General features: G+C 59.2%; 22 protein-coding genes. 9 read left to right on the forward strand and 13 right to left on the reverse strand.

What is annotated here, in order from left to right; all coding sequences use genetic code 11:
• Window positions 1-4 precede the first annotated feature (4 nt).
• Window positions 5-1,054, reverse strand: coding sequence for an N-acetyl-gamma-glutamyl-phosphate reductase (gene argC, locus WAW39_RS08875; protein ID WP_422317902.1), 1,050 nt, complete (start codon window positions 1,052-1,054; stop codon window positions 5-7).
• Between the two features lie 129 nt (window positions 1,055-1,183).
• On the opposite strand from argC, the gene WAW39_RS08880 reads away from it, so the two are divergent.
• From WAW39_RS08880 to recR, 3 genes are read left to right on the forward strand one after another with little or no spacing between them, the layout of a single operon-like run.
• The gene (locus WAW39_RS08880; protein WP_422317904.1) at window positions 1,184-2,869 is read left to right on the forward strand and encodes an AAA family ATPase; all 1,686 of its coding nucleotides are present in this window, start codon (window positions 1,184-1,186) and stop codon (window positions 2,867-2,869) included.
• Window positions 2,859-4,145, forward strand: coding sequence for an adenylate/guanylate cyclase domain-containing protein (locus tag WAW39_RS08885; RefSeq protein WP_422317906.1), 1,287 nt, complete (start codon window positions 2,859-2,861; stop codon window positions 4,143-4,145). The genes WAW39_RS08880 and WAW39_RS08885 overlap by 11 nt, the downstream gene beginning before the upstream one ends.
• Before the next feature lie 11 nt (window positions 4,146-4,156).
• A complete protein-coding gene (recR, locus tag WAW39_RS08890; RefSeq protein ID WP_422317908.1) occupies window positions 4,157-4,765 on the forward strand; it encodes a recombination mediator RecR in 609 nt (202 codons plus the stop codon).
• Between the two features lies 1 nt (window position 4,766).
• Here the strand turns inward: recR and WAW39_RS08895 are convergent, their stop codons facing one another.
• Window positions 4,767-5,138, reverse strand: a complete 372-nt coding sequence (locus tag WAW39_RS08895) for a metallopeptidase family protein (RefSeq protein WP_422317910.1) — start codon at window positions 5,136-5,138, stop codon at window positions 4,767-4,769.
• 6 nt (window positions 5,139-5,144) lie between these two features.
• Window positions 5,145-7,763, reverse strand: a complete 2,619-nt coding sequence (locus WAW39_RS08900; RefSeq protein WP_422317912.1) for a M1 family aminopeptidase — start codon at window positions 7,761-7,763, stop codon at window positions 5,145-5,147.
• 86 nt (window positions 7,764-7,849) lie between these two features.
• Here WAW39_RS08900 and WAW39_RS08905 point away from each other — a divergent pair, with 86 nt between their 5' ends.
• Both WAW39_RS08905 and WAW39_RS08910 read left to right on the forward strand, forming a co-directional pair.
• Window positions 7,850-9,253, forward strand: a complete 1,404-nt coding sequence (locus WAW39_RS08905) for a DUF1501 domain-containing protein (protein WP_422317914.1) — start codon at window positions 7,850-7,852, stop codon at window positions 9,251-9,253.
• A gap of 10 nt (window positions 9,254-9,263) precedes the next feature.
• Window positions 9,264-9,815 (forward strand): heavy-metal-associated domain-containing protein, encoded by a 552-nt coding sequence (locus WAW39_RS08910; protein ID WP_422317916.1) that lies wholly within the window; start codon window positions 9,264-9,266, stop codon window positions 9,813-9,815.
• Between the two features lie 37 nt (window positions 9,816-9,852).
• Here the strand turns inward: WAW39_RS08910 and WAW39_RS08915 are convergent, their stop codons facing one another.
• Window positions 9,853-11,265 (reverse strand): sulfatase, encoded by a 1,413-nt coding sequence (locus WAW39_RS08915; protein WP_422317918.1) that lies wholly within the window; start codon window positions 11,263-11,265, stop codon window positions 9,853-9,855.
• A 49-nt stretch (window positions 11,266-11,314) separates the two neighbouring features.
• Window positions 11,315-12,589, reverse strand: coding sequence for a PQQ-dependent sugar dehydrogenase (locus WAW39_RS08920; protein WP_422317920.1), 1,275 nt, complete (start codon window positions 12,587-12,589; stop codon window positions 11,315-11,317).
• Window positions 12,590-12,873: 284 nt separating this feature from the next.
• On the opposite strand from WAW39_RS08920, the gene WAW39_RS08925 reads away from it, so the two are divergent.
• Window positions 12,874-14,847, forward strand: a complete 1,974-nt coding sequence (locus WAW39_RS08925) for an amidophosphoribosyltransferase (RefSeq protein WP_422317922.1) — start codon at window positions 12,874-12,876, stop codon at window positions 14,845-14,847.
• Window positions 14,848-14,872: 25 nt separating this feature from the next.
• On the opposite strand, the gene WAW39_RS08930 is transcribed toward WAW39_RS08925, so the two are convergent.
• The 5 genes from WAW39_RS08930 to WAW39_RS08950 form a co-directional block, all read right to left on the reverse strand.
• Window positions 14,873-15,388 carry a hypothetical protein gene (locus WAW39_RS08930; RefSeq protein ID WP_422317924.1) on the reverse strand — a complete coding sequence of 172 codons (516 nt, stop codon included), beginning with the start codon at window positions 15,386-15,388 and terminating at the stop codon, window positions 14,873-14,875.
• Window positions 15,389-15,489: 101 nt separating this feature from the next.
• Entirely contained in the window at window positions 15,490-16,509 is a 1,020-nt protein-coding gene (locus tag WAW39_RS08935) for an SAM-dependent methyltransferase (protein WP_422317926.1), read from the reverse strand.
• Window positions 16,510-16,524: 15 nt separating this feature from the next.
• Window positions 16,525-18,153, reverse strand: coding sequence for a sialate O-acetylesterase (locus WAW39_RS08940; RefSeq protein WP_422317928.1), 1,629 nt, complete (start codon window positions 18,151-18,153; stop codon window positions 16,525-16,527).
• Between the two features lie 51 nt (window positions 18,154-18,204).
• Window positions 18,205-18,417 carry a hypothetical protein gene (locus tag WAW39_RS08945; protein WP_395732968.1) on the reverse strand — a complete coding sequence of 71 codons (213 nt, stop codon included), beginning with the start codon at window positions 18,415-18,417 and terminating at the stop codon, window positions 18,205-18,207.
• A gap of 42 nt (window positions 18,418-18,459) precedes the next feature.
• The gene (locus tag WAW39_RS08950; protein ID WP_422317930.1) at window positions 18,460-19,014 is read right to left on the reverse strand and encodes an ion channel; all 555 of its coding nucleotides are present in this window, start codon (window positions 19,012-19,014) and stop codon (window positions 18,460-18,462) included.
• A gap of 95 nt (window positions 19,015-19,109) precedes the next feature.
• Between WAW39_RS08950 and WAW39_RS08955 the strand changes: the two genes are divergently transcribed.
• From WAW39_RS08955 to WAW39_RS08965, 3 genes are all read left to right on the forward strand, one after another.
• Window positions 19,110-20,060, forward strand: coding sequence for an efflux RND transporter periplasmic adaptor subunit (locus WAW39_RS08955; protein WP_422317932.1), 951 nt, complete (start codon window positions 19,110-19,112; stop codon window positions 20,058-20,060).
• Window positions 20,061-20,172: 112 nt separating this feature from the next.
• Window positions 20,173-21,543, forward strand: coding sequence for a threonine synthase (gene thrC, locus WAW39_RS08960; protein ID WP_422317934.1), 1,371 nt, complete (start codon window positions 20,173-20,175; stop codon window positions 21,541-21,543).
• 42 nt (window positions 21,544-21,585) lie between these two features.
• A complete protein-coding gene (locus WAW39_RS08965) occupies window positions 21,586-22,191 on the forward strand; it encodes a hypothetical protein (protein WP_422317936.1) in 606 nt (201 codons plus the stop codon).
• Here WAW39_RS08965 and argA read toward each other — a convergent pair.
• Genes argA through WAW39_RS08980 form a run of 3 tightly spaced genes read right to left on the reverse strand, consistent with a single transcriptional unit; the run spans window position 22,175 to window position 25,171 of the window.
• Complete coding sequence (argA, locus tag WAW39_RS08970; RefSeq protein ID WP_422317938.1) at window positions 22,175-23,503, reverse strand: amino-acid N-acetyltransferase; 1,329 nt, start codon at window positions 23,501-23,503, stop codon at window positions 22,175-22,177. The genes WAW39_RS08965 and argA overlap by 17 nt on opposite strands.
• Window positions 23,500-23,784: a hypothetical protein gene (locus WAW39_RS08975; RefSeq protein WP_422317940.1), complete on the reverse strand. Its 285-nt coding sequence runs from the start codon at window positions 23,782-23,784 to the stop codon at window positions 23,500-23,502. The genes argA and WAW39_RS08975 overlap by 4 nt, the downstream gene beginning before the upstream one ends.
• 1 nt (window position 23,785) lies before the next feature.
• Window positions 23,786-25,171 carry an MFS transporter gene (locus WAW39_RS08980; protein WP_422317942.1) on the reverse strand — a complete coding sequence of 462 codons (1,386 nt, stop codon included), beginning with the start codon at window positions 25,169-25,171 and terminating at the stop codon, window positions 23,786-23,788.
• Window positions 25,172-25,438 lie beyond the last annotated feature (267 nt).

Below are 25,438 nucleotides of genomic sequence, written 5' to 3' on the forward strand. Positions count from 1 at the left end.
AAAATTAGACGTACAGCAGGCCTGCGGTGGCTTCAAAGCCGCAGATGAGGTTCATGTTTTGTACAGCCTGGCCGGAGGCGCCTTTGCCGATGTTATCTTCGGTGCTCATCAAAATGAGCTGCCCTGCGCGGGCGTCATAGGACCATCCGATGTCCACGAAGTTGGTGCCGGTGACGTTTTTGGTGTCTGGAGACTGATTCACCCCCAGCAAACGCACGAAGGGTGCGGAATCGTAGGCCGAATGCAGTGCGGCGCTGATTTGGTCAATCGTGACTCCCGGCTGCAGCTGCGCAAAGGTCGTGGTGCAGATACCCGAATGCGTGGGCATGAGGTGCGGCACAAAGGAGAGCTTCACCTCACGACCCGCAGCGATGGCAAGCTCCTGTCCGATCTCACTCAGATGCCGGTGCAGCGGCACGCTGTAGCTGCGCACGCTGTTTTGCACCTCACAGAAGAGCAGGGGGATGCTTTCTTTGCGTCCGGCACCACTGGCTCCGCTCATGCTGGCAACGGCGAGGGGGGACTCTGCCAGCAGGCCAGCCTTCAGCAGTGGAAGCAGGGGCAGCAGAATGCTGGTGGGGTAGCAGCCGGGGCAGGCGATGAGTCGTGCGGTCTTGATCTGCTCCGCGCGTATTTCCGGCAGGGCATAGACGGCTTCATCCAGCAGTTCAGGTGCAGGATGGGCGTGGCCGTAGAATTCTTCATACAGCGCCGGACTCCGCAGACGGAAGTCCGCGCTGAGGTCGATCACCTTGAGTCCAAGCCCCAGCAGGGGCTTGGCATACTCGGCGGAAACTCCATGAGGGAGAGCAAGAAAGGCGATCTCGGCACCGGCGGCTTTCAAGGCTGCGGCGTCAGGCGCGGTGAAGGTCAGTGAATCGGCCACGCCCACACTGCGGAAGCGTGGAAACTCCTTGGACAGGGCTTTTCCAGCCAGAGAGCGCGAGGTCACAGCCACCAGTTCCACGTTTGGGTGCCGCAGCAGCAGGCGCAGCAATTCTGCTCCAGAGTAACCACTGGCTCCTACGACGGCGACTTTGACGGGTGCGGACATATTGCGGGGGGCGGAGTATGGGTTGTCATGGGGGCCATGCAACCCTGAAATAGGTCATTTCTCGCCCCTCCAGAGCACGCATCGTGCCGCTTGTCAGCGGGCTTCGCCTCGCGCACTGTCAGCACCCCCATGAGCGATCCCACGCCTGAACCCCCAGAGACCGAAAAACCCAAAGCACCCGGCAGTCCGGAAGAGATCACGCGCAAGTTGGAGGATTTCATCAAAAACACCCTGGGCGGCCAGGTGCTCTTCACCCGCGTGGAAGGCCCCGGAGGACGTCCCATGCCGGAAGGCGAGGAGAAGCCCGTCGAAGAGGCCAAGCCCGACCATGGCCGGGTCTTTGAGTTCAACTACCGCCCTGCCGACATCAAGGCCCATCTCGACCGTTTCGTGATCCGCCAGGATGAAGCCAAAAAAGTGCTCGCCACGGCGGTGTGTGATCACTACCACCACGCGCAGATGCTACGGGATGACCAAGAGTCGAACTCCGGCGGTGCCAAGCTCGAATTCTCCAAGCAGAACGTCATCATCATCGGCCCCACCGGCGTCGGGAAGACCTACCTCGTGAAACACATCGCCGATCTTATCGGCGTTCCCTTTGTGAAGGCGGATGCGACCAAGTTCAGCGAAACCGGCTACGTCGGCGCGGATGTGGATGATCTGGTGCGCGATCTCGTGGCGAAAGCCAATGGCGACATCGAGCTCGCGGAGCACGGCATCATCTATCTCGATGAAATCGACAAGCTCAGCAGCGGCCCCGAAAGACTCGGGCGCGATGTGAGCGGGCGCGGGGTGCAGACCACCCTGCTCAAACTCATGGAGGAAACCGAAGTGGCCCTCTACGCGCCGAACGACATCCGCAGCCAGATGCAGATGATGTTTGACACCCGCAAAGGCCGAACCGGCCGCGAGGTGGTGAACACGCGGAACATCCTCTTCATTGTCAGCGGTGCGTTTGGCGGTCTGGAAAAGATCATCGAGAAGCGCACGAACCGGAAGTCCATCGGCTTCGTTTCCGCAGACACGAAAGACACCTCCGCCGAGTATTTGTTCCGTGAAGCACGCACGAAGGACTTCATCGACTACGGCTTCGAGGCGGAGTTCATCGGACGTCTGCCTGTGCGTGTGGTGTGTGATCCGCTGAGCGCGGATGACATGTTTCAGATCATGAAAAACTCCGAGGGCAGCCTCATCCGCCAGTATGAGCGCGAGTTTGCCGCCTACGGAGTCAAGGCCGTCTTCAAGGACGATGCCCTGCGCGAGATAGCCAGTCGCGCAGAGGATGAAAAGACCGGTGCACGGGGTCTTGTCACCGCCTGGGAGCGCGTGCTGCGTGACTTTAAATTTGAAATGCCCAGCCTGGGGCTGCCGGAATTGCAGGTCGATGGCGCGCTCGTGAAGGAGACGGAGCAAGTGCTTGCCAAATATCGCGCCGAAGCCGTCAGCCAGTTCAGAGAACTCGGTGCCGCCCATGCGGGTGAGGTCAGAGCTTTTGCGGAACGCTTTCAGCGTGAGCATGGCTTCCAGCTCAACTTTGACAGTGAAGCTATTGCAGCCGTCGCCGCCCGCGCTCAGCGTGAAGGCCTGCATGTGGAGGCCATGTGCGCGAAGCTCTTCAAAGATTATCCCTTTGGCCTCAAACTCGTCACTCGCAGCACAGGCGCGACGAGCTTTGTCATCACTCCGGACGCCATCGCGAATCCCGACAAGTATGTCAGCGAGCTCGTCGTAAACGCCTGCCGCAGCCAGCCGGAGCCGGTTTCCAACAACAACATCATCGACATCACCCCTGACACTCCTGCCCATGAATCGTAATCATGTCGCCGCCATGTTCATTGGCGTGCTGGTCTGCATCCCGTTGCTGGCCTTGTATCATTTTGGTTATTTCAAAGCCACGGCCGAATGGTTTGCAGTGCTGTATGCGCGCGGTTTTATATTGCCGGCCGACGGCTTGAAGCAGATGCTCTGGCTGCAATACGGCTACTACACATGCATGGCCTTCATCAGCGCCTGGGTTTGCATTGAGATGCCCTCACAGTGGCGGCGTTTTGCTTTCCTTCTCGGCGGCACCTTCCTCACGACCACTTTTGCCTGCATCATGGCCATGAGCGGCGTTTTGTTTGAGCCCATATCGGGATCGCTGGCGCTGTGGTTCGCAGGCATCGCAGGAATTGCCGTGGGTGGCTCGGTCAATGCCTACCGCTGCCATGTCATGCGCGACTATTTTGTTGGGCGACTGTCCACGCGTCTGTTTGAAGAGCTCGCGGATCAAAACAATCCCGCAAAGATGACGGAGCGCCGTGAAATCACCGTGCTGACCTGCCGCCTGTTGAATCATGGGGAGCTTGCCACGGGCATCGAGGCATCGCAGTTCGAAGAGCTGGCCACGCATTTTCAGCGCAGCATTTCAGGGTTTCTCATCGAGCGCGGGGCCTATCTGGATGACTGCAATGCGCGGCAGGTGCGTGTCTTCTTTGGATTTCCGCTCACAGACGAGCATCATGCTCTGCATGCCGTCCAGGTGGCCGCCGTGCTGCGCAACCACGTGGCCACTCTGACGCGAGAGATCGAGCAGCGCTTCGGCAAGAAGGCGCAGATTGGTGTGGCTTTCAGCACCGGGCCGACAGTTTGCGGTCTGTTTGGAGTGAGTCACTTTGAAAGCTTCAGCGCCGTGGGTGATGTGATCGATTTTGCCTCGCAGCTGTGCGCCTTGAACGCCGAGTACGGCAGCAAGGTGCTTTTGAGCGCGAGGACGTATGCATTGGTGAAGGACAATGCTGAGGTGCGCCCGATGGAAATGGTCAGTACCGTGGGTTCCAGCCAGATGAGCGAGGTGTATGAACTGCTTGCCGAAAAAGGCACGCTGCCTGAGCCGGACATCCGCGCTCGTGATTCCTTCTGGCAGGGCGTGGTGCAGTATCGCAAAGGCGATCTGAAGCAGGCGCAGGAAAGCTTCAACAGTGCCGTCATCGAGGGCCGTGAGGACGCGCCGCTCAAGTACTTCATGGACCGCGTTGATCTGGCTCTGAAGGAAAAATCTTCGCCGGGCAAAGAGACCCCCAAACATTCGCGCAAGCTAGCGGTGACCTGAGTTTTTCTGCCGTGCGTATCGACTATCCACCTGCGATCCAGCGCCTCGTCGCCCAGCTCAAATCGTTGCCGGGTCTGGGACCGCGCAGCGCGGAGCGTCTCATGATCTGGCTGCTGCAAAAGAGTGATGAGCGCATCCCCCTGCTTTCCAACACGCTGCTGGAGGCCAGGGAGCGCATCATACCCTGCGATGATTGCGGGTTCTTCATTGAAAGCGACAGCGAGTGTTTGCTCTGCCACGATCCGCGCCGTCAGCAGCACCAACTTTGCGTGGTCGAGCAGGCTGCAGATGTGTTGCGCATGGAGCGGTCAGGCGCATTTCAAGGCTTGTACCACGTCCTCGGCGGCAGGCTTTCGCCGCTCGACAATGTGACCCCGGAAGACCTGCGCATGGAGTCGCTGGTCAATCGTGTGCGGGACCTCCATACAGAGGAAGTTATCATTGCTCTAGGCTCAGATGTCGAAGGGGAGGCCACCGCCAGCTACATTGCTGATCTGCTGCGTCCGGCTGGCATCGCCGTCACTCGCCTGGCGCAGGGCATGCCTGCCGGGGGAGGACTCGACCATGTGGATGAACTCACGCTGTATCAGGCCCTGCACGGACGGCGGAAGATGGGGTGAATCACTCCAGCCCCAGCGCCGCCACCTCGTCTTCATCCAGCCCGAGGTAGTGGCCCAGTTCGTGCAGGAAGGTGATGCGGACTTCGTGACGGTAGGTCGCTAGATCGCCGGCGCACTCGTCCCAGAGGTTGTCCAGAAACAGGCGGATCCGCGGCATCTCGTCCGGAGTTTCCGGCAACCCATCGCTACGGGAGAGACCTTCAAACAGCCCCAGCAGATCGGGATCCAGATCCTCATCAATATCGATCAGGGCATCCATCTCCGTCAGCTCAATGCGGCAGTCTCCTGCCTCATTGCGAATTTCTGTCGGCAGCGAGATAAGCGTGTCTTTGACGACTTTGGTGGCGATGGTGAGAAGGCGTGGGAATCGCATGGTGGTTTACTTGCCCGCTTTCTTTTCGGCGGCGGCTGGCTGTGATTTTTTCTTCAGGGTTTCGAGCTCTTTCTGTTGTTCCTCGGCCTGCTTTTGCAACTGCTGCACGCGGTCCCAGAGTTTTTTCAAATCGGCGGGGCTCTCCAAGCCCGCACGGATGTCCTGCACTGATTTGGCCGCAGCCTCACGCACGGGATCAATGCGAGCATTGCCGCTGGCGAGCAACGGCTCTAGCACGGCGAGGGCCTTGGGATCGCGCAGCGTGCCGAGGGCCTTGGCGCTGGCGATACGCCAGCTGGGCCGAGGGTCGGTGAGTTTGGCGGAGAGAAATTCACGCACGGCATCGCGTTGCGCGTTCGTGGGCCGGCGTGCGAGGAAGGCGACTGCATCGAAGGCGATGCCAGCATCGCGACCACGGAGATCATTGAGGGACTGCAGACGCGCCAGCAGATCTGGGATCGCGGATTCATCATCCTGAGCACGGAGCGCCCTGATTGCTGCAAGCTGAAGCGCGCTGTTGTAGCTGGTTGCTTTCAGGTACTTGCGAAGTTCAGCGGCGACTGCGGAATTTCCGGGGCGTGCACCCCAGGTTTCGATGATGCTGGCGAGAATGTCGGGGTTCTTTCCGCTCTGGGCCATCTTCCACAGGGTTTCCTGCGACTCGGTTGTGTTCAGTGCAGCAAGAGACTGCACCACGGTCCTGCGCACACGTGCGTCGGGCTGGTTGCTGCTGCCTGCGATCAATGCCGCCCGGGCTTCGGGTTCGGCGATTTTCGCGAGTGCTTTCGCTGCCTCGGCGCGGACGGCGTAGAAGGCATCTTCACGCAGTGCTTTGCCGAGCTTGTCGATGTGTTTGTCGTCGAGTGTACTGATGGCGAGCAGGCGGCCGAGGACATCAGATTGCAGCTGCTTGTCGAGCATGGGGCCCGGCGGTGTGAATGCGACTTTGGCCAGCACGGTGTAGTCGGGATCGATGCGCACCAGTTCCGGCTGGGCGGGCAGGGGGAAATAAAAGTCTTCCACCTCTTTGCTGACGTCTGCTTTGACACGCAGCAGCTCTTTTTGTCCGGGGATGGCAAAGCCAACGGGCAGCGGCACGCGGAAGAGGCGCACCTGTTCGCTGAGCTTCTGAGTCTGCCGAACGGTGATCCGGGCCTGTTTTGAAGCAGCGTCCCATGCATAGTCGATTTTCAATTCCGGCACGCCGCCGTGGAAGAGCCACTGGTCGAAAAACTGATCAAACGAAAGTCCGCTGATTTCTTCAATGACGTCTTGCAGATCTTCAGTTCGCACGATGCTGTTGCGATGGCGCTCAAGATATGTCCGGATGCATTTGCGATACAAATCCGGGCCGAGCTGGCTGCGCAGCATGTGCAGCACCCAGGCACCTTTTGGGTAGGCGCGGGAGTCGAACTGCTGCATCGGGTCGCCATAGTCGCGCCAGACGATGGGGCGGGTGTCGTTCGCCTGAAACACCTGCTGGGCTTCTTTCCAGAGGGCGTACTTCATCGCATCCGCACCGAGTTTCTGCTCCTCATAGAGAATGGTGTAGTAGCTGGCAAAGCCTTCGTTCAACCAGAGGTGCGACCAGTCACGGCAGGTGACGAGGTCACCGAACCACTGGTGGGCGGTCTCGTGCGCATCGAGTTCGTGCAGGGAACGCAACTGCTCGGTGTCGGAGTTGAACAGCATGTCAGCGGCTTCGAAGGTGCAGCTCGTGTTTTCCATGCCGCCGGCGATGAAATCGAGGCAGTAAACCTGATAGTACTTATCCCAGGCAAACGGCACGCCGATTTCCTTTTGGTAGAATTCGATGATCTTGCGGGTGTCGGTAAAAGCGTTTGACGCCTGCGCAGTGTGCGATGGAGGCACCAGCATGGCGAGGGGCAGATTTCCCGCCTTGTCCTCCAGCTTGTGGAAGTAGCCCGCAGTCATCGCGATGAGGTAGTTCACATGCGGCTTGTCCTGCAGCCAGTGAAAGGTCGTGAGGCCATCATTGCCGGGCTTTTCGCTTTGTAGTGTGCCGTTGGAGATGACCTGCATGCCCTTGGGCACATGGCAGATGACCTCGCTGGTGAAGCGCTCATTGGGGTAATCGTAGCTGGGAAACCAAAAGCGATGTTCCTCGGCCTCTCCCTGGCTCCACACCTGCGTGTCGCCTGCTTTGTAGCCCATCTCCGGCGTGCGGAAATACAGGCCGTGATCTGGCTGCACCGCAGAATAGGTGACGGTGACCGTCGCTTCAGCGTCAGGTGCAATTGCCTTCGCGAAGGTGATGATGAGTTTGTCTTCCGTGACCTGATGCTCCGCGACCTGCGCACCAGAGGCCGTGATGGAGGCGATCTTCAAATCTACCGCATCCAGCTCCAGTTTGTTCAAAGGAAGAGCGATCGGTTTGAAACGTAGAGTCGCCGTGCCTGAGATCGTGCGCTTGGCAAAATCCGGTGTCACATCGAGCTTCACATGCAGAATGTCCGCCCGGCGATCCCGTGCATATTTGCGGCCCGGAATCAGTTTCAGCGGCTGCGGTAGGAAATGCTTGTTGCAGTGCAGGCATTCGGTGGAGTCGGCGGCGGCCTCCAGGGTCAGCAAGCCGACAGCAAGAATCATAAGGGTGATGCGCATGATGGCGGCGAGCATCCCGAACTGGATGCAGGGTGGCAAGCACAATCAGGAAGGAGTGCCTCCCTGCCGGCGTATTTGGCAGGGACATGCTCACCTTCTCCGACCACAGCCACGGTTCTTCGCGCCTTCAGCGGCGTGATTTTCTGCGCATTGGTGGCCTGGGACTGGGCGGGCTTGGGCTGAGTGATCTGATGGCGCTCAAGTCGCTGGCGGCTTCCAAAAAGTCGCTGCTCAAGGACAAGTCGGTCATCTTTCTGTTCATGCACGGCGGGCCGTCGCAGTTCGAAACCTTTGACCCAAAAATGGACGCGCCTTCGGAGATCCGCAGCGTCACGGGCGAAATCAAAACCAAGCTGCCCGGGGTGACATTTGGCGGCACGTTTGAGCGGCTGGCCAAGCTGGCGGACAAGTTCAGCATCGTGAGGTCCTTCGTCACCGGAGATGCGGTGCACGACATCAAGACCATCGTCGGCAAAGACACGATGAAGGCGAATCTGGGCTCGCTGTATTCACGCATGGCGGGGCCGTTGCGCAAAAGCAGCGCTATGCCGACGAATGTGGCGCTCTTTCCGCAGGCGGTTTTAGCCACGGCAGGACCTGTGATCAAGCAATTCGGCGACTTCACCTCCAGCGGTGAACTGGGGGCGACTTACCAGCCCTTTGTGCCTGGTGCAGGCAGTGGTGCGCAGGCGGACATGACCCTGAGCATGCCGCAAAACCGGCTGGATGACCGCCGCGCATTGCTTGCTTCGCTGGATCAATGGCAGCGCACCATGGACGGCAGCCAGTCCGTTGCTGGCATGGCGGAATTTCAAACGCTTGCCTTCGATGTGCTGCGGCGCGGTGTGTCAGATGCGTTTGATCTTTCCAAAGAGGATCCGCGACTTATCGCCCGGTACGACACTGCTCCGCTGCTGCCCAAAGACCGCATCAGTGCGCAATGGAACAATCGCGAGCATTATGCCGACAATGCCGCAACGCTTGGCAAGCTGCTGCTCATGGCGCGGAGGTTGTGCGAGCGCGGCTGCGGCTTTGTCACCGTCACGACGAGCTTTGTGTGGGACATGCATGCCGATAACAACAATGCCCCGTGCCGCACCGGGATGGACTACGTGGGACGACCGTTTGACCACGCGGTTTCCGCCTTGATCGAGGACATTGAATCACGCGGTCTGAGTGAAAAGATCATGCTCGTCTGCTGCGGTGAGATGGGGCGCTCGCCCAAGATCAATGTCAAAGGCGGGCGCGATCACTGGGGCGGCCTGGCACCGCTCATGATTTATGGGGGAGGATTGAAGATGGGCCAGGTCATCGGGCAGTCAGCACGCAATGGCGGAGAGCCCGCTTCAGAGCCGGTCACGATTCCTGATTTGATCGCCACCATCATGCATACGCTGGTGGATGTGGGGGAGGCGCGAGTGACCGACGGCCTGCCGCCGAGCCTGCTCAGCGTGCTAACCCGTGGCGAGCCGATCAGGGGGCTGGTTTGAAATTGCCGTTATGAAACACACACTTCGCCTTCTCGTCTTCCTTGGTTCCATTATGTCCGGTCTCCATGCCGCCGAAAAGCAGCCGACCGTGACCTTTTATGTCTCAGGCGTGGAGTGCGGGAGCTGCGTCTATGTCGTCCAGCAGTCAATCAGTGAAACTAAGGGCGTTGCAGATGCGACGGTCGTGCAGGTGATAGACACTAACGCCAATGTTGTCTTTGACCCGAAGGTATCGAGCGAGCACCAGATCGCGCAGGCTGTACGCGAGGCGCTGCCCATTCACGGCAAACCTTATCTGGCAACGCTGAAACTCCATGTGCCGGGCTATGAGAAGCATGCCGCGAAAGTGGACGGCCTGTTTACGCGCTGGAAAGGCTGGGTGGAACTGGAGACGGTGGACAAGGCCAAGGGTGAGCTGCTCATTCACTTCCACGAACTCAAAATTGATCCAAAGAAAACCGGTCCGCAGGGCTGGAGTCTCGCGCAATTTGCGGCAGCGATGAAGTCACCCGAACCGAACGGTCTGGGGCTTGACTTCACGGTGGAGAATGAAGGGCCATGACGGGCTTCTGCGAGTCACCCTGCCATACAGATTCAGGCTACTCCTCGGCCTTTTTCTTCTTCTTGCCTTTGCCCTCGCCTTTCTTTTTCCCATCACCTGACGTTGGTTTGATTTCAGCGTCGGCGGCGGGGATGGCTGCACCGAGTTTGGCCTTGATCTCGCTCATGCCGACCTCGCCAGAGAGGTTGGTCCATTCATACGGGTCTTTGGTGTGATCGTAGAGTTCTTCGGTTCCATCAGCATAGCGGATGTAGCGCCAGTTGGCATCGCGCACGGCATGATTGCCTTTGCCGTGCGTGCAGACTGCCACGCCGTCCCACTTGGCGGCGGGGTCTTTCAGCAGTGGCATCAGGCTTGCGCCTTTGACATGCTCCGGTACGGGCAGACCGGTGAGCTCGCAGAGGGTTGGATACATGTTCAGGTAATCGACCGGTGCACTGCAGGTGGTGCCCGGCTTGGTGACGCCCGGGGCGATGATGGCCATAGAGGTGCGGGTGGTTTCCTCCCACAGGGCAAACTTCCGCCAGTGCTCCTTTTCCCCCAGATTCCAGCCGTGATCGGTCCACCAGACGATGATGGTCTTGTCTTTGCGGGGGCTGTGATCGAGTCCGTCGAGCAGACGTCCGACTTGGTCATCGAGGAATGAAATCGTGGCGAGGTAGGCTTGCACTGCTTTCTTCCATTGGTCGCCTTTGATCACGGCGGCGTGATCGCCCTCGGGGCCGGCCATGCGAACGCCCGCTTTGGGGATGTCATCGAGGTCATGCTCTTTGGTCACCGGCAGCTTGATGTCGGCGAGCGGAAAGCGGTCGTAGTACTCCTTGGGCACATACCATGGCAGGTGGGGCTTGATGTAGCCGAGGGCGAGGAAGAGCGGCTTGTCCTGCGGTGCGGTCTTGAGCTGGTTGATGGCCCAGTCGGTGGCTTTGTAGTCGCCCATGTCCGAGGGCTTGGCGTCCACCGGACCCCAGTCAAAGTGGCCGCGGTTGAGGCCGTTCATGTTTTCCTCGTGTTCCTGAATGGAGGGAAACAGGCCCTCCCATTTCGTCCATGAATCGGTGCGTCCTTCACTGCCGTAGCCGTGGTAAATTTTGCCGCCGCCGAGAGTGTTGTAACCGCTGGCGAGAAAGTGGCGGTTGATCGTGAGTACATCCTTCATCGCACCCTGAGCCGGATCACCATTGGTGTAGATCCCCGTCTGCCACGGACGCAAACCGCTCATCAGTGCCGCCCGTGAAGGATTGCAGGCCGGTGCTGCGCAATGCGAATTGGTGAACGCCGTGCCTCGGGCCACGAGGCGGTCGATGTTCGGAGTTTTCGTCTGCGGATGGCCGCCAAGGTAGGTCACCCAGTCGTTCAAGTCATCGACGGCGATGAAGAGGACATCGGGTTTCGATTGAGCGACCGCAGCAGAACTGAGCAGCAGGAACAGGGCGAAGAAACGATTCATGGCCCGCCTTGAACGCGGCCATGGTCAGGGTCTTGCAGTGAAGGTTTGCTCAATCGTCGTCCTTCTCCAGGCGATAAAGGGCTCCGTCTTGAGAGAGCAGCACAGGTTCGCCATCGAGATCTGCCGTGACAAGGGTGGGGTTGAACTTGTGCTCCGGGTCCTTGCGGTGAAGCACGCTGCGGCGTACGGGCAGGCCGCTGGCGGGGTCAATCCCCAGCGCCCACACGCTGCCGTAGCCCCAGTCGGCGAAGATAAATGCGCCGTCGAGCTGTGGCAGTTTTTGGCCGCGGTAGAGCAGACCACCGACAATGCAGATGCCTTCGCCACGCATGCGGGTGTAGGCATGGACGGGATCGGTAGTTGCCGTGTTCGGGAGATAGCTATGAGCGTGGAAGGCGCTTTTTGCAGGGCCGTCGCGATCACTCCAGCCGTAATTGGCACCGCTTTCGACGCGGTTGATCTCCTCCCAGAGGTCCTGGCCGACATCTGCGCACCAGAGCTGGCCGGAGCGAGCATCAAAGGAGAGGCCCCAAGGATTGCGAAAGCCGAGGGCGAAAATCTCGGGGCGCACGGTCTGCACTTTGGTGAAGGGATTATCATCAGGGATCGCGTAGGGCAGTTTGCCGCTGCGGCCGTTCACATCAATGCGCAGGATTTTGCCATGCAGGACCCAGGGGTTTTGCGCCAGCCGATAGGGGTCATCACGGAGGCCGCCGTCACCGAGCGCAATGAAGAGACAGCCATCCGGCCCGAAGGCGATGTGACCGCCCCAGTGATCTGCCAGCGGCTGGGGAATCTCCATGAGCACGCGTTCCGTCTCCGGCAGTGCGTCAGGAGTGGAGTCCTTCGAGGCGCGCATCTCGCTGATCACCGTGCGGCGGGGCTCATTTTGCGAGTAGCTGAGGTAAAACAGCCGGTTCTCAGAAAAGCGGGGATGAAAGGCGATGCCATGGACGCCTTCCTCGAAGAGCACGACGCCCTTCATTTTCTCACGGAAATCGAGAAAGGGCCGCCACTGGCCGCTGCCGTCCAGCCGCACAGCGCAGAATTCACCCCGCTGCATGGCAATGACCTGCTCTCCGCCGGCATCCGGCATGGAGGCCAGCATGACAGGGGAGTCGAACTCACGGTCAAAGGCGAGTTTGCGCAGCACGATTCCGGGCATCGGCTCCTCTGGAATCTCCAGCGGCGGGATTTCCGGCGTTGTCGGGACGGGGAGGGGGGAGCTGATTTCTGGAATGGCCGGGTAGCTGGAAGCTGGCGTGAAAAAGGCCGCCAGCGTCAAGGCGTGCAGCCAAAAGCGGTGGGATAAGAAAATTTTCATCGGGAGGTTGGGAATTCTGACTGCATGGACCATGCCATCCTGACAGCCAGGGATCTTGTTTTGCTCGAAATATATGGGGTAAAAGCAGATGCCATGGGATTTTCCGGGGCATCAGTGTTCCCTCGTCATTAGATTCGTGGCCTGACCTTTGGCCGGACGTGCGCACCGGATTCCAGCGGCGGGGGTGACTTTACGCCTGACAGGCAGTGGTAGACACCCGCGAGAAACTTTTTCCACGTCTTGCACTCCTCTAATGGCATGCCAATGATGGGTGCTCCTTTACGATGAGCGACCCAATCAGTCACGAGTGCGGCATAGCAGTGGTGCGGCTGAAAAAGCCGCTGGGATACTTCTATCAAAAATACGGCAACGCCCTCTACGGCTTTGACGCCCTGCAGGCCATCATGACCAAGCAGCGTAACCGCGGCCAGGACGGCATGGGCATTGGCTGCAGCAAGCTCGGCATGCCTCCAGGCCTCCCTTACATGTTCCGCATGCGGAGTACCGAGAGTGTGGAACGCATTGGTCAAGTCTTTGAGGATGAACGCAAAGAGTTCAAACGCATCGCCCGCCGCATCGACAAGCAGCGCAAGGACGAGCGCGACCAGGAAGGGAAGGAATTCGTGTCTTTTGAGGACGATCCGGACGCCATCAAGCGCGAGTTCGAGATGGCCGGGGAGATTTACATCGGCCACCTGCGCTACGGTACCAGCGGTGACTTTGGCAAAGGCGCGCTGCATCCCTACATGCGCCGCACCACCTGGCCCACCCGCACGCTGATGGTGATGGGGAACTTCAACCTCACCAACACCCGCGAACTCAACGAGGTGATGATGAAGCGAGGGCAGCACCCCGTTTTCGGCACGGACACGCAGAGTGTGCTCGAAGAAATCGGGTTTCAGCTCGATGAGGCGCACACCAAACTCTACCATGAGCTGCGCGACTCCGGCATGCCTGGCGAAAACATTCCTCAACACATCAGCGAGCAACTGGATGTGACCGCCGTCATTAAAGAGTCCGCCAAACGCTGGGACGGTGGCTACAGCATCGTTGGCGTCATCGGCAATGGCGATCTCTTCGCCATGCGCGACCCCAGCGGCATCCGCCCCTGCCACTATTACGAGAACGACGAGATCTTCACCATCGCCTCCGAACGCGTCGCACTGATGTCCGTTTTCGGTGTCAATGAAGAGGACATCCACGAAATCCCGCCTGCGCACGTGGCCGTGATCAAAGCGGATGGCGGCATGACCATCCAGAAGTTCACCGAGCCGCGTGAATTCAAGCCCTGCTCGTTCGAGTGCATTTATTTCTCACGCGGCAACGACTCCGCCATTTACCACCAGCGCAAGGCGCTCGGTGAGCAGTTGGTGCCGCAGGTCGTCAAGGCCATTGACAATGACTTCGAGCACACCGTGCTCAGCTTCATCCCGAACACAGCCGAGACGGCCTACTTTGGCTTCCTCGACGGCCTGCGTAAAAGCCGCCGTGTCGTCGTCAAAGAGGCGCTGATGGACATGCTCAAGCGTGGTGAGTTTGACGAGGCCAAGCTCGACGATCTGGTGCTGCGCAACTGGCCGCGAGCCGAAAAGATCGCCCTCAAGGACATCAAGATGCGTACCTTCATCGCCCAGGAAACGGGGCGTGATGCCCTCGTCTCTGGCAGCTACGACATCACCTACGGCGTCGTGACGCCCAAGGACAACCTCGTGGTCATTGACGACTCCATCGTCCGTGGTACCACGCTGAAGAAAAGCCTGCTGCGCATCCTCGCGCGCACCAATCCGAAGCGCATCATCGTGTGCTCCACCGCGCCGCAGATTCGCTACCCCGACTGCTATGGCATCGACATGGCCGAACTCGGCAAGTTCATCGCCTTCCAGGCCGCCATTTCACTGCTGCGTACGCGTGGAATGTCACACATCGTGCATGAGACTTATCTCGCCTGCAAAGCCGAGATGAAGAAGCCGAAGGAAGAAATGCGCAATGCCGTGAAGGCCATCTACGCCCCCTTCACCGACGAGGAAATCTCCGCGCGCATCGCCCAGATGATCAGTCCTGAGGACACACCGTGGCATGGCACCGTCGAGGTCATCTACCAGACCATTCCTGACCTCCACAACGCTCTTGGTGCGGAATACGGTGACTGGTACTTCAGCGGTGACTATCCAACTCCCGGCGGCTATTCGGTGGTGAACCAGTCCTTCATCCTTTACTGCGAGGCCAAGGATGGTCGGGCGCATGAGGCGCTGCTGTAAGTCTTTGAGGCACTAAGGACGGTGGTTAATCGTAAATGGACACTCGGATGGGGGTGATTTGCGCCTCTAGGAGGTCGCTGGCCGGTACGTCTTTCATATCAAGGTGTGTCTCGCTGTCTGCCAGAGGCCAGCCATGTCCCTGCGTGTTGTATTCACGATCAAGCGCCGCACGGTCGCCGCGCTGAGGAATCCTCACGTGTACGCGATCAAGAGTGACTTCTGAATTGAATGGGTTATGGAAGCAGAGACGGATGGAGTTGTGCGTCGCATCCCATTTGAATCCAAGTTTTGTGATCTCAGCTTCGGTCATATCTCTGCGTTTTGGCACCTGCAGCGGTTTTGGTGCTGCGGTTCTTTTGACTTCGTCCTGGCGGAGTCTTTCGGCTTCCGTGGAGGAGATGAAGACTTCGTTGGCCGAGCCGTTGAAGCGATTTACCGCAACGAGACGTCTGTCGATGGGCACGATTGTTTTGCTGAATCCAAACCACAACAGAGAGGCACCAGCGATGGCACCAAGGATGAAAGTAATGAAAAGCTTCATGGTTGTGGGAGACTGGATAGCATGGACGGAGATTTCGTCGCAAGACTAAATCACCATGCGGGGATCAGACGGAATCTTATGTCGGGCCATTCACTCGTTTTTCAAACCACGCCAAACGCGCACACTTCGTTTTTGTTCGCGCAGAGTCTCGTCAGGTGAAACTCGGCGCAGAGCAGTGGCGCTTCGCGTTTGAGAATATCGAGCAGCGGATACTCATCGTGGCCTTTGAATTTGATCGTGACGATGAAGTTGCGCATGCGCTTCTCACGCAGCCATTCGAGCAGCAGGTCGATGCTGCGCTGCGGCGCCGCGATGACATCGCAGACAAGCCAGTCCACGGTTTGCGGTGGCTTGTATTTGAAGGCGTCGGCAACTTGAAAATGCAGGCGCGGATTGCGCATCAAATCCTCCCGCAGCTCTGAGCGGTCGATGGCAATGACGTTCGCTCCGCGCTGGATGGGCACATAGCTCCAGCTTCCCGGTGAAGCGCCGAGATCTACACAGGTCTGACCGCGCTCGATCTGACGTCCCAGACGCTGCTCTGACTCCACCAGTTTCGTGAAGGCACGGGAGGGGGCGCTTTTGTCATCGGCCAGCGGCACTTCGCCGCGTGGGAAGCTCGAAATCAAACTGCGCAGAGCATGCGGTTGCGGTGCGTGCGAGGTGGAAAGCCAGCCGGTTTCGGGGGAGGTGAGAATGCACTGCACGAGGGATGTTTGCGCATCAAAGACGGCGTCGGATTCGACCAAGGAGCGCAGCAGCTTTCTACGTCGCTTTTTCAGGCGCTCCTCCAAACTGGCATGGATCAATTCACAACGATGCTGCCCCGCTTTGCCCTCACCGTATTGCGGCCAGAGATGCAGACGCCAGGGCTGGTCATCGGGAAAGATGCCGGCGGTGGCTTCGATGATGCGGTCTGCCCAAGCATTGATGGAGGCTGAATGAATCTCAACGGCGTCAGGCAGTGTCTGGCGCGCGAAGGCGAGCAGCAGTCCTTCCAGCTTCAGGTCCGCAGCTATTCCGAGGCCTTCGATTTCGCGTTGTGCAGCATCCGGCGCGGCGCGGCGCAGTTCATCGGCGAGGAACGGCGATGTATCAGGTTCAGCGAGGAAAAGATGCACGCTAGGCTCGAACGATCATGGTTTGGCAGGCGCTGGCTTTGCTGGTGCTGCCTCTTTGAAGGGCGACACGACACCGAGCGTGGACGGCAGAAAGTCATCGGTGCGGAAGCAGGAGGCAGGCAGGCCCTCGGCATTCATGAGATTGGCACCTTCCGGCCAGCTGGCCCAGGCATAGCGCACACCGATCGGCTGCGGCACGGCGTCGCTCCAGACAACGACTTCGCTGCCTTCGATCTTGGCTTTGGCCCATGCCCACTTCTGATCGGCTCCGGCGATCTGGAAACTTTTTGGTTCACTGCCATCACGGGTTTTCAGACCCGAGCCGGTGTGGGTGAACTGAATGCGAATCTTGTCTCCCTGAACGACGGATGAAAGGTAGAGCGGGCCGCAGGATTCTGCACCGGACTTGCCGTAGTCCTGAGCCAGTGCCAGGAGCGCGAGGCGGCGGCCGACCTCCTGTTTGTTCTTGGGATGAATGTCGTTTTGCTCGCCGATGTCGTTGATGATGGCGATGCCGCATTTGTCGAGCGTCTGAGCCGTCAGCGTCTGGGCCTCCTGCAGTTCGGCCCAGGTGTCGGGGATGCCGGGTTCCGTGGTCACGGGCTTGCCGTTGCCATAGTTCGCCAGCTGGACAATGTAAAAGGAGAACGCATCCACCCACTGTTTGCGCCAGTCATTGATCATGGTGGGCAGGAGCTCCTGATACTGAAAGGCGCGGCGCTGGTTGGACTCGCCCTGATACCAGATGGCGCCTTTGATGGCGTAGGGAATCAGCGGGGCCACCATGCCGTTGAAGAGCACAGCGGGGTGGTGAGGTGTCTTGGTGGGATCTTCCGGCGGGCGTGGTGCCTGGGGCTTGGTCTTCTTTTTATCGGCAGGCAGCTTGGCGTTTTCGGCGTCGATTTTCTGCACCTGCGCCTGCCAGTCGGCTTTAAGTTTGTCAAAAGCCGCCAGTTCCTTGGGGCCATCCCATTTGGCGACGGCATCTTTCCAGTCGGTGAGCAATTCGGCAGCGCAGGGGCGTTCTTCGAGCGCCGCGCGGCTCGTCCAGGCTTCGACGCGCGTGCCGCCCCAGGAGGTGTTGATCAAACCGACCGGCACTTTCAGCACCTGATGCAGGTGCCGGCCAAAGAAATAACCCACGGCGGAGAAATTACCCACATTGGCGCTGGTGGCATCTTTCCATGCGCCTTTGCAGTCGGACTGTGGCGTCATGCTCGGGCTGCGTTCGATATTGAACATGCGAATCAAAGGCTGATTGGCGGCGGCGATTTCCTCCTGGGCCTTGCCTGCCTGCTGGACGGTCCACTGCATGTTCGACTGCCCTGAGCAGACCCACACTTCGCCAACGAGGACGTTTTTCAGCGTGATCGTGTTTTTCCCTGTCACCACGAGATCAGCGGGCTGGGCATTGGCGTTCATGGGGTTCAGCGTGAGCGACCATTTGCCGGTCTGATCCGTGAGCGAGCTGTGTGACTGATCACCAAAGGTGACCTTCACGTCTTCGCCGGCTTCAGCGGTGCCCCAGATGCGGACGAGCTGTGCCTGCTGCAGAACCATGCCATCGGAGAAAATGGCGGGCAGTTTGACCTCGGCCTGCAGGCTGGTGGCCAGCAGGAGGAGACTGAGAATGGCGTATTTCATGGTGAATTGTCGTATGAGGGGCGAGGCTGGGCTGGGCAAGTAAGCCAAACGTCAGAGCAGGGTGCTGTCGTCGGAGCGCTCCAAGCGACCGATCTTCTTTTTGATGGTTTCCAGCAGCACGGTCATTTCATGTACGCTGCGGAAGCACTCTTTCTGCGTTTCTTCATCCGCCAGTCCGGGGACGGCGGGGTGAATCTTCATGAATTGCAGCGCGATGTTTTTGCAGGCTTCGCGGATTTGAGCGATGGCGGCGGGTCTGTCCATGCCGTCAGCGTAGAGCGCCCGCCCACACGTGCAAGATGCGGATCAGTCTTCGCGCGGCTTCCGCACACGAAGCGAATCTTTGAGGCTGACGAAATCCGAGAGCAGGAAGATCACGGTGAAAAAGGCCAGCAGCACCTCCATCATCGTGACCAGCTTGGCCGGGATGGTCAGCGGCGTGACATCGCCAAAGCCGAAGAAGGAGAAATTAAGCACGCTGAAAAAGAAGAATTCAAAGAGCTGCTCACTCTGGTTCCACGCGGCATCGATCGAGCTGAAACTTGCCGGTTCCGCCGTTTCCAGGCACCAGTAGTCGAGCGCAAAAGCCAGCGTGATCTGCGCCATGTTCACACCCATGAGGCCGAGAACGCGGTGATAGGGCATGTCATCCTGCGTGGCCATCAGGATGTGCTGGAGGTTTTCGACGAAAAAGAAGACCGTCTTGGCGAACGCAGCCGCCAGCACCACCAGGCAGAACGTGCGTGCGCTCAACCAGTGCGCCCCCCACAGTGCCTGCAGCCCCGCAGCCACCAGAATAATGATCACCACCTCGCCGCCCTGGCGGAGGATCTGCCCTGCAATGCCCGGTTCATTTTTCATTCCGCCGATTTGAGACTTTCTTGCCCCCCTCGTCGAGCGTAATTTCGTATGGCATTCGACATTCGCCTTTCCGATTTCTCATTTAACCTCCGCCCATGAATCTCGTCTCCACCGCCATCCGCTACTCCACCTACCTGCTTGCCGTTGCGGGCGTGATCGGCATGGGGTTTGTGCTCCAGACCATCCGCAGCCAGGAAACCAAGATACCGCCACCGCCTGTCCTGCCGCCTCAGAAGAACGCGCCCGATGACATCGCGGCCACCGGCATCCTCGAAGCCAAGGACGAAAATGTCGCCATTGGCGTGCCGGCGCCGGGTCTGGTCGAAGCGGTCAAAGTTGCGGTCAATCAAGTCGTCAAGGAGGGGGATGCACTGCTCATCCTGGATGATCGCGAACTGCGCGCCTCGTTGCTCAAGCAGCAGGCTGCCATCGCCATTGCCCAGGCGAACATTGCCATCAACCGCGCGCAGTTGGCGAAAGTGCAGGACATGCTCGACCGCATGACCTCCATCACCGATCAGCGTGCCATCAGCCAGGACGACCTTCGCAACCGCACCAACGACGTGCTCGTGGCCAAGGCACAGATGCAGGCCGCTGAAGCGCAGCTCTCCTCCGCCAAGGCCGACGTGCAGCAGACCGAACTGCTCATCGACCGCCTCACCGTCAAAGCACCGAAGGCCGGCACCATCCTCCAGGTCAACATTCGTGCGGGCGAATACGCCTCTCCGGCGAACAAGGAGCCCGCGCTTGTGCTGGGAGACATCTCCACGCTGCATGTGCGCGCGGATGTGGATGAACAAAACGCCATGGAAGTGGCTTCTGATCGCGACGCCACCTTCTCGCTGAAGAGCGACTCTTCGAAAAAGTTCAAAGCGCAGTTCGTCCGCATCGAGCCCTACGTCATCCCCAAAGTCTCCCTCACAGGTGCCAGCACCGAACGCGTGGACACCCGTGTTTTGCAGGTCATCTACAAACTCGACAAACCCAAGGACCAGCCCCTCTACGTGGGGCAGCAGGTGGATGTGTTCATTGCGCGGAAGAAGTGAGTCTTTGCCCTGGGGGGTAGCCTAGGGGGACGAAAGACAGCGCATGATGTCCGCAGAGACTCGTTGAGTCTCCTTGATTTCCACGCATGAATACTCCCCCTCAATCATTCGCATGCATTACCTTTCCACCCGCGGCCAGACGAAGCCGCATACCTTTTCTGAAGCCGTTGAAGCCGGGCTGGCACCGGATGGCGGACTGTTTCTGCCGGAGAAGCTGCCGAACATCGCTGACAAACTGCCGGCGTGGTCGATGCTGACCTATCCGCAGCTCGCGGCGGAGTTTTTTACGCTGTTCGCGCCGGAGATCAGCAATGCCGAGTGGCATCAGCTTACGGCGGAGGCGTACCGGCGCTTTGATTCGCCGGACGTGGCTCCGCTGAAGAAGATCACGGACAAGACTTACGTGCTGGAGCTGTTTCACGGGCCGACTCTGGCCTTCAAGGACTTCGCGCTGCAACTCCTGGGACTGCTCTACAAACGCCAGGTCGAGCACACGGGCAAACGCCTGTCCGTGCTCGGTGCGACCTCGGGGGACACGGGCTCAGCGGCAATCCATGGCTGCCTGGGCCGCGATGGCATCACGATTTTCATTCTCTACCCGAATGGCCGCGTCGCGCCGTTGCAGGAGCGCCAGATGGCCTGCACCGGAGCGGACAACGTCTTTGCCATTCCCGTGCCCGGCACTTTTGACGACGCGCAGCGCGTGGTGAAGGAGACCTTTGGCGACACCGCCTTCGCGAATTCGGTGAACCTTTCCGCCGTGAACTCGATCAACATCGCCCGTGTGCTGGCGCAGTGTGTTTATTATATCTGGGCGTCTTTGAAGCTGCCGGAGAGTGCTCGTGCCACCGCAGAATACGTCGTGCCCACAGGGAATTTTGGCAATGTGCTGGCCGGATGGATGGCGCAGCAGATGGGCATGCCAGCAGGCGGCTTCCGTGTGGCGACGAATCAAAACGACATTCTCCACCGCTTCTTCACCAGTGGTGAGTACAGCCAGAGCGACGTGCACCCCAGCCATGCGCCAAGCATGGACATCCAGGCCGCGTCGAATTTCGAACGCTTTCTCTATTACATCCTGGGCCAAAGCGCGGAGCGCGTGCGTGAGGTGATGGCGCAGATCAAATCGGGCGCGCCCTTCAAGATCGAACTGCCCAAGACCTCGCTGCGCTCCACCCGGATGGACGACGATCAGATCGTCCGCGTCATTGCGCAGATGTGGAAGGACTGGCTTTATGTGCTGGATCCACACACCGCCTGTGCCTTTACCGACATGGCGCAGGACCGCGTCAGCGTGGTGCTGGCCACGGCGAGCCCGGCGAAGTTCCCCGAAGTGGTACAGCAGGCCACCGGCAACGAACCGACGCATCCGACGCTCGAAGCTCTGAAGTCTAAACCGCTGCAAACCTGGCCGATGGCTGCGGATGTGGAGACGGTGCAGGACTTCATCCGGCAACAAACAAGTCACGGAAGCAAGGCTTGACGTGCAAGGCGGCGGCTTGGTTTAATGCCCAAAAGGCCCCTCATGAAACTACCGCCCCTTTCCCTCGACTTCATCAAAGCAACGGACCTTTCCCCTTACCTGACCAAGGGAGTGGATGCGGGCAATGGTGTGACGCTCATGATCGGGGACGTGTACACCTACCTCCTGCTCGGCAGCGGGCCGCTGCTAATCATCGCCGCTTTCGTGCTGGTGAAGGTCATGTATGGGCGGGTGAAATTCTTTGCGCTGGAATATGGCAACGGCGGTTTCTTTGGCCGCCTTAAGGTCATCGGGCCGTCCATCATCCTGGGTGTGGCGCTGTTTTTACTCGGTACGGGGGCAACCTGGCTGGGATGGCAAAGCATGGGCTATTCCGCGACTCTCAGCGCCCAGGGGCTGCATGAGGTGACGCGCAGCCAGTCCATTCGATATGAATGGTCCGATGCGACGAGCGCTGCGGAACGCATCAAATCGACGGATTTCTGGGTGGCCTTCGCCAAGGATAGCCGCAAATGCCGCGTGGTTTTTCAGCAGCGCTACATCGGCGAAAAACTGCAGGACAAGGCGATCGCCATAGTCGAGCAGGCGCTGGCTTATTCCAAGGTGCCGCGTCTCAAGCAGGACGGCAGTTCTATTTCAGCGCCTTGACCAGCACCTTTGAGTTCCGTCCGCTCTTGTCGTACTTTTCACGGCGGCTGAGAGGCAGGGCACTAGGATCGGTCACGGTGTAACCCATCTTTTCCTCGAAAAAGCGAAAGGCCTGTGTGCTGAGCGCCACGATGATCTCGCAGTTCCGCTGCCTCGCCTGTTCTTCGGCGAAGGCCACGAGCTTACGGCCATGGTTCTTGTTTTTGTGCGAGCGCCGCACAAAGAGGCAGGCCAGTTCGGCGATTTTTCGGCCGTCCTCTTCATAAGCATGCACGGCGACGGAGCCGATGGGATTGCCGTCGAGTTCGAGCACGAAGAAGTCTTTGATCTTGGATTGAATCTGGTCGCGCGTGCGCGGCACCAGCGCGGCATCGTCCACGCTCTGCTGCATCATGGAGAGCAGGGCAGGGACGTCGGAGGCGCGGGCCTTGCGGATCTGCTGGTAGTCATCGGCATGGATCATCGTGCCGACGCCTTCATTGGAGAAGAGTTCGGCCAGCAGCGCTTCATCCTGCGTGCCATCGACGATGTGAACCCGCGGCACGCCTTCCTGGCAGGCCAGTGCTGCGTAGCGCAGTTTTGAGAGCATGCTCACATCATGCTTGGAATCCTTGCGTTTATGCATCTCCTTCGCTTCCGCGACCGAGAGCTGCTCCAGACGGGTGCCGTCGGCGGCGGTGATGCCAGATTCGGCCACAAAGATGACTTTCGCCGCCTGCAGGGCGATGGCTACCTCCACGGCCACCGCATCAGAGTTCAAACGCAGCGTAGCGCCTTTGCCGTCATATCCTAGCGGCGGCAGAATGGGGATGATGTCGGCTTTGAGCAGTGCCCGAAGGGATTCTTCATCGACGCGCTCAATGCGGCCGGTGAATTCCAGATCAATGCCGTCAATCACGCCCGCTGGATGCACCGCGAGCGCATTGGAAACAGCCACGGGCATTTCCAGTGCCGTCAGATCAGCCATCAGGTCGCTGCACTGCCGCATGATGGCGTCCACCGCGATCTCGATGCCTGCGGCATCGGTCCGGCCCATGCCGTCGTCATTGTAGAGAGAGATGCCGCGCTTTTCGGCCAGCATGCGCACCTGCGCACGTGCGCCAAAGACGAGCACGACTTCGATGTTCAGAGATTGCAGCACCGCCACGTCCTGGAGCAGGCTGGCAAAGCCCGGCTGCATCATCAATGCGCCATCAAAGGCGATCACAAAAACGCGCTGCCGGAATTGAGGCACGTAGCGCAGGATGCCGCGCAAGTCTTCGAAGCGCTGCTGGGGTTTGGCGGGGTCGTTGTTCACTGTTTGAGTGATCAAGATAGCACAACACCAGCAATTTCGTCCCAAAGTTTGTCGATCTCCTTGGGGCCGCGCGAAGGCCTGTCGGCTTTCGAGAACCAGTAGTCCGCGTTCCACTGGTCGCCTTCGATCACATGGAGAAGCGCATGAATCCAGGAACCCATCTTGGTGTGGATGTCCTGCGCGATGTTGTGCGCGGCGTCCCAGTTCCCCTGCTTTGCATGCCAGAGGGCGAGCGCCTCGGGGGAAACTGCTTCTGCCTGAGCCTGCGTGGTGGTCTTGAGTTCTGCAGCGGTCATTTCAATCGTCTTGCGGCAACGGCTTGCCCTTGGTTTCAGGAGCGAACGGCAGAATGATGATACCCATGAGGAAGATGGCGCACATGGTCATGGCCGCGTAGCGCAGTGGCAGCGCAGGATCCTGGGCAGCGAACTTGCCATAGATGCCGGAAGTGAGTGTGGCGGAAAAGAAGCTGCCACCGGCGGCGGCGAAACGGCCCAGGTTGTAGCAAAAGCTGGTGCCCGTGCTGCGCAGCTTGTTCGGGAACAACTCCGGCAGATAAATGGCAAAGCCGGCGAACACACTCAGCTGTGCGGTGCCCATGAGGAACATCATCCAGCGCGCTGAGATCGGGTCGCTCATCTTCCAATAAACGAGGAAGGTGGAAATAAGTGCGGCACTGAAGCCCAGGAAGAAGGCCAGGCGGCGGCCCAGCTTGGCCACATTGGTGAACAAGGTCATGCCGACCGCAGCACCCATCATGTTCCAGAGATAGGCCACGGAGATGGCATTGTTCACTTCGGCGGCCACCTTGTCAGGAGCGACGCCCGCCTTTTCAAAGTACTGTTTGAACACCACCTTCTGCAAATCGACGGCATATTCACCGATGGCCCAAAGGCCGATCACGCCCGTGCTGGCAATGACGGCGCCCACGAACAGGTTTTTGCGCCAGCGGGCGCTGGCCAGCAGACTGGCATAAGGGGCGAAGATGCTGCCTTTCGGCAGCTGGTTGGTGTCCTTAAGGTGCTGCCATGAGGCAGGCTCCTTGAGGTAACCACGGGTGAAGATGATCATCAGCGCAGGGGCCGCGCCGATGAGGAACATCCAGCGCCAGCCAGATCCGGCGGTGATGGTGTGATTCGCCTCCAAGGCATCAATGCCGATCTTTGCAAAGCCTGCGGTGATGTTCCCGATGGTAGAGAGAATCTGAAGCAGTCCAAGGCACTGGGTGCGCGCGCCATTGGGAACGGTTTCAGCGATCAATGCCACGGCAAGGCCAAACACGCCGCCCACGCCCACGCCGGTGAGGAAGCGGAAGATGGTGAAGTCGAGCTGGGTTCGGCTGAAATAGCTCAGGCCGGTAAAGGCGGAGTATATCAGGATCGTCAGCGTCAGCATTCGGGCGCGGCCGAATTTGTCTCCCAAGGCACCGAAGGTCAGTCCGCCGACGCCCCAGCCGATGAGGAAGCAGGCGGTGACGACCTTGCCGAAGGCCTGCAAATCAGGATTCGTCGGCGGCAGCTTCATCAGTTCCACCAAGGCCGGCACACGAGCGAGCGAAAACAGGCGCTGGTCCAGGCAGTCAAAGAACCATGCGGCAGATGCGACGATCAGCACAAACCAGTGGTAGCCGGTCAGCTGCTTGTACCAAGGCGCATTGGAATCGGGAAGGGACGGGGTGCTCATGAGAAGCGCGGATGTTGAATGACGTGGAGGAGGATGACAATCCCGAAATCAAAGGAATCATGCCGCACCACAGGGGTCGTTTCTTTCACCTATTCGTGGTCGGCTGGAGAAGTTTATGAGACCAGAATGTGCGGCAGGTACGTTCTGCATGAACTTGCTTGAACAAGCGCATTGAATTTTGACCATTGGCCTTTAAACACTCTTATGCGCAAAAACGTCGCAATCTTCCTACCACTGACGCTTGCCTTCATTGTCGCGGCCTGCGCC

Source organism: Prosthecobacter sp., assembly GCF_049294395.1.
Lineage (GTDB): Bacteria > Verrucomicrobiota > Verrucomicrobiia > Verrucomicrobiales > Verrucomicrobiaceae > Prosthecobacter.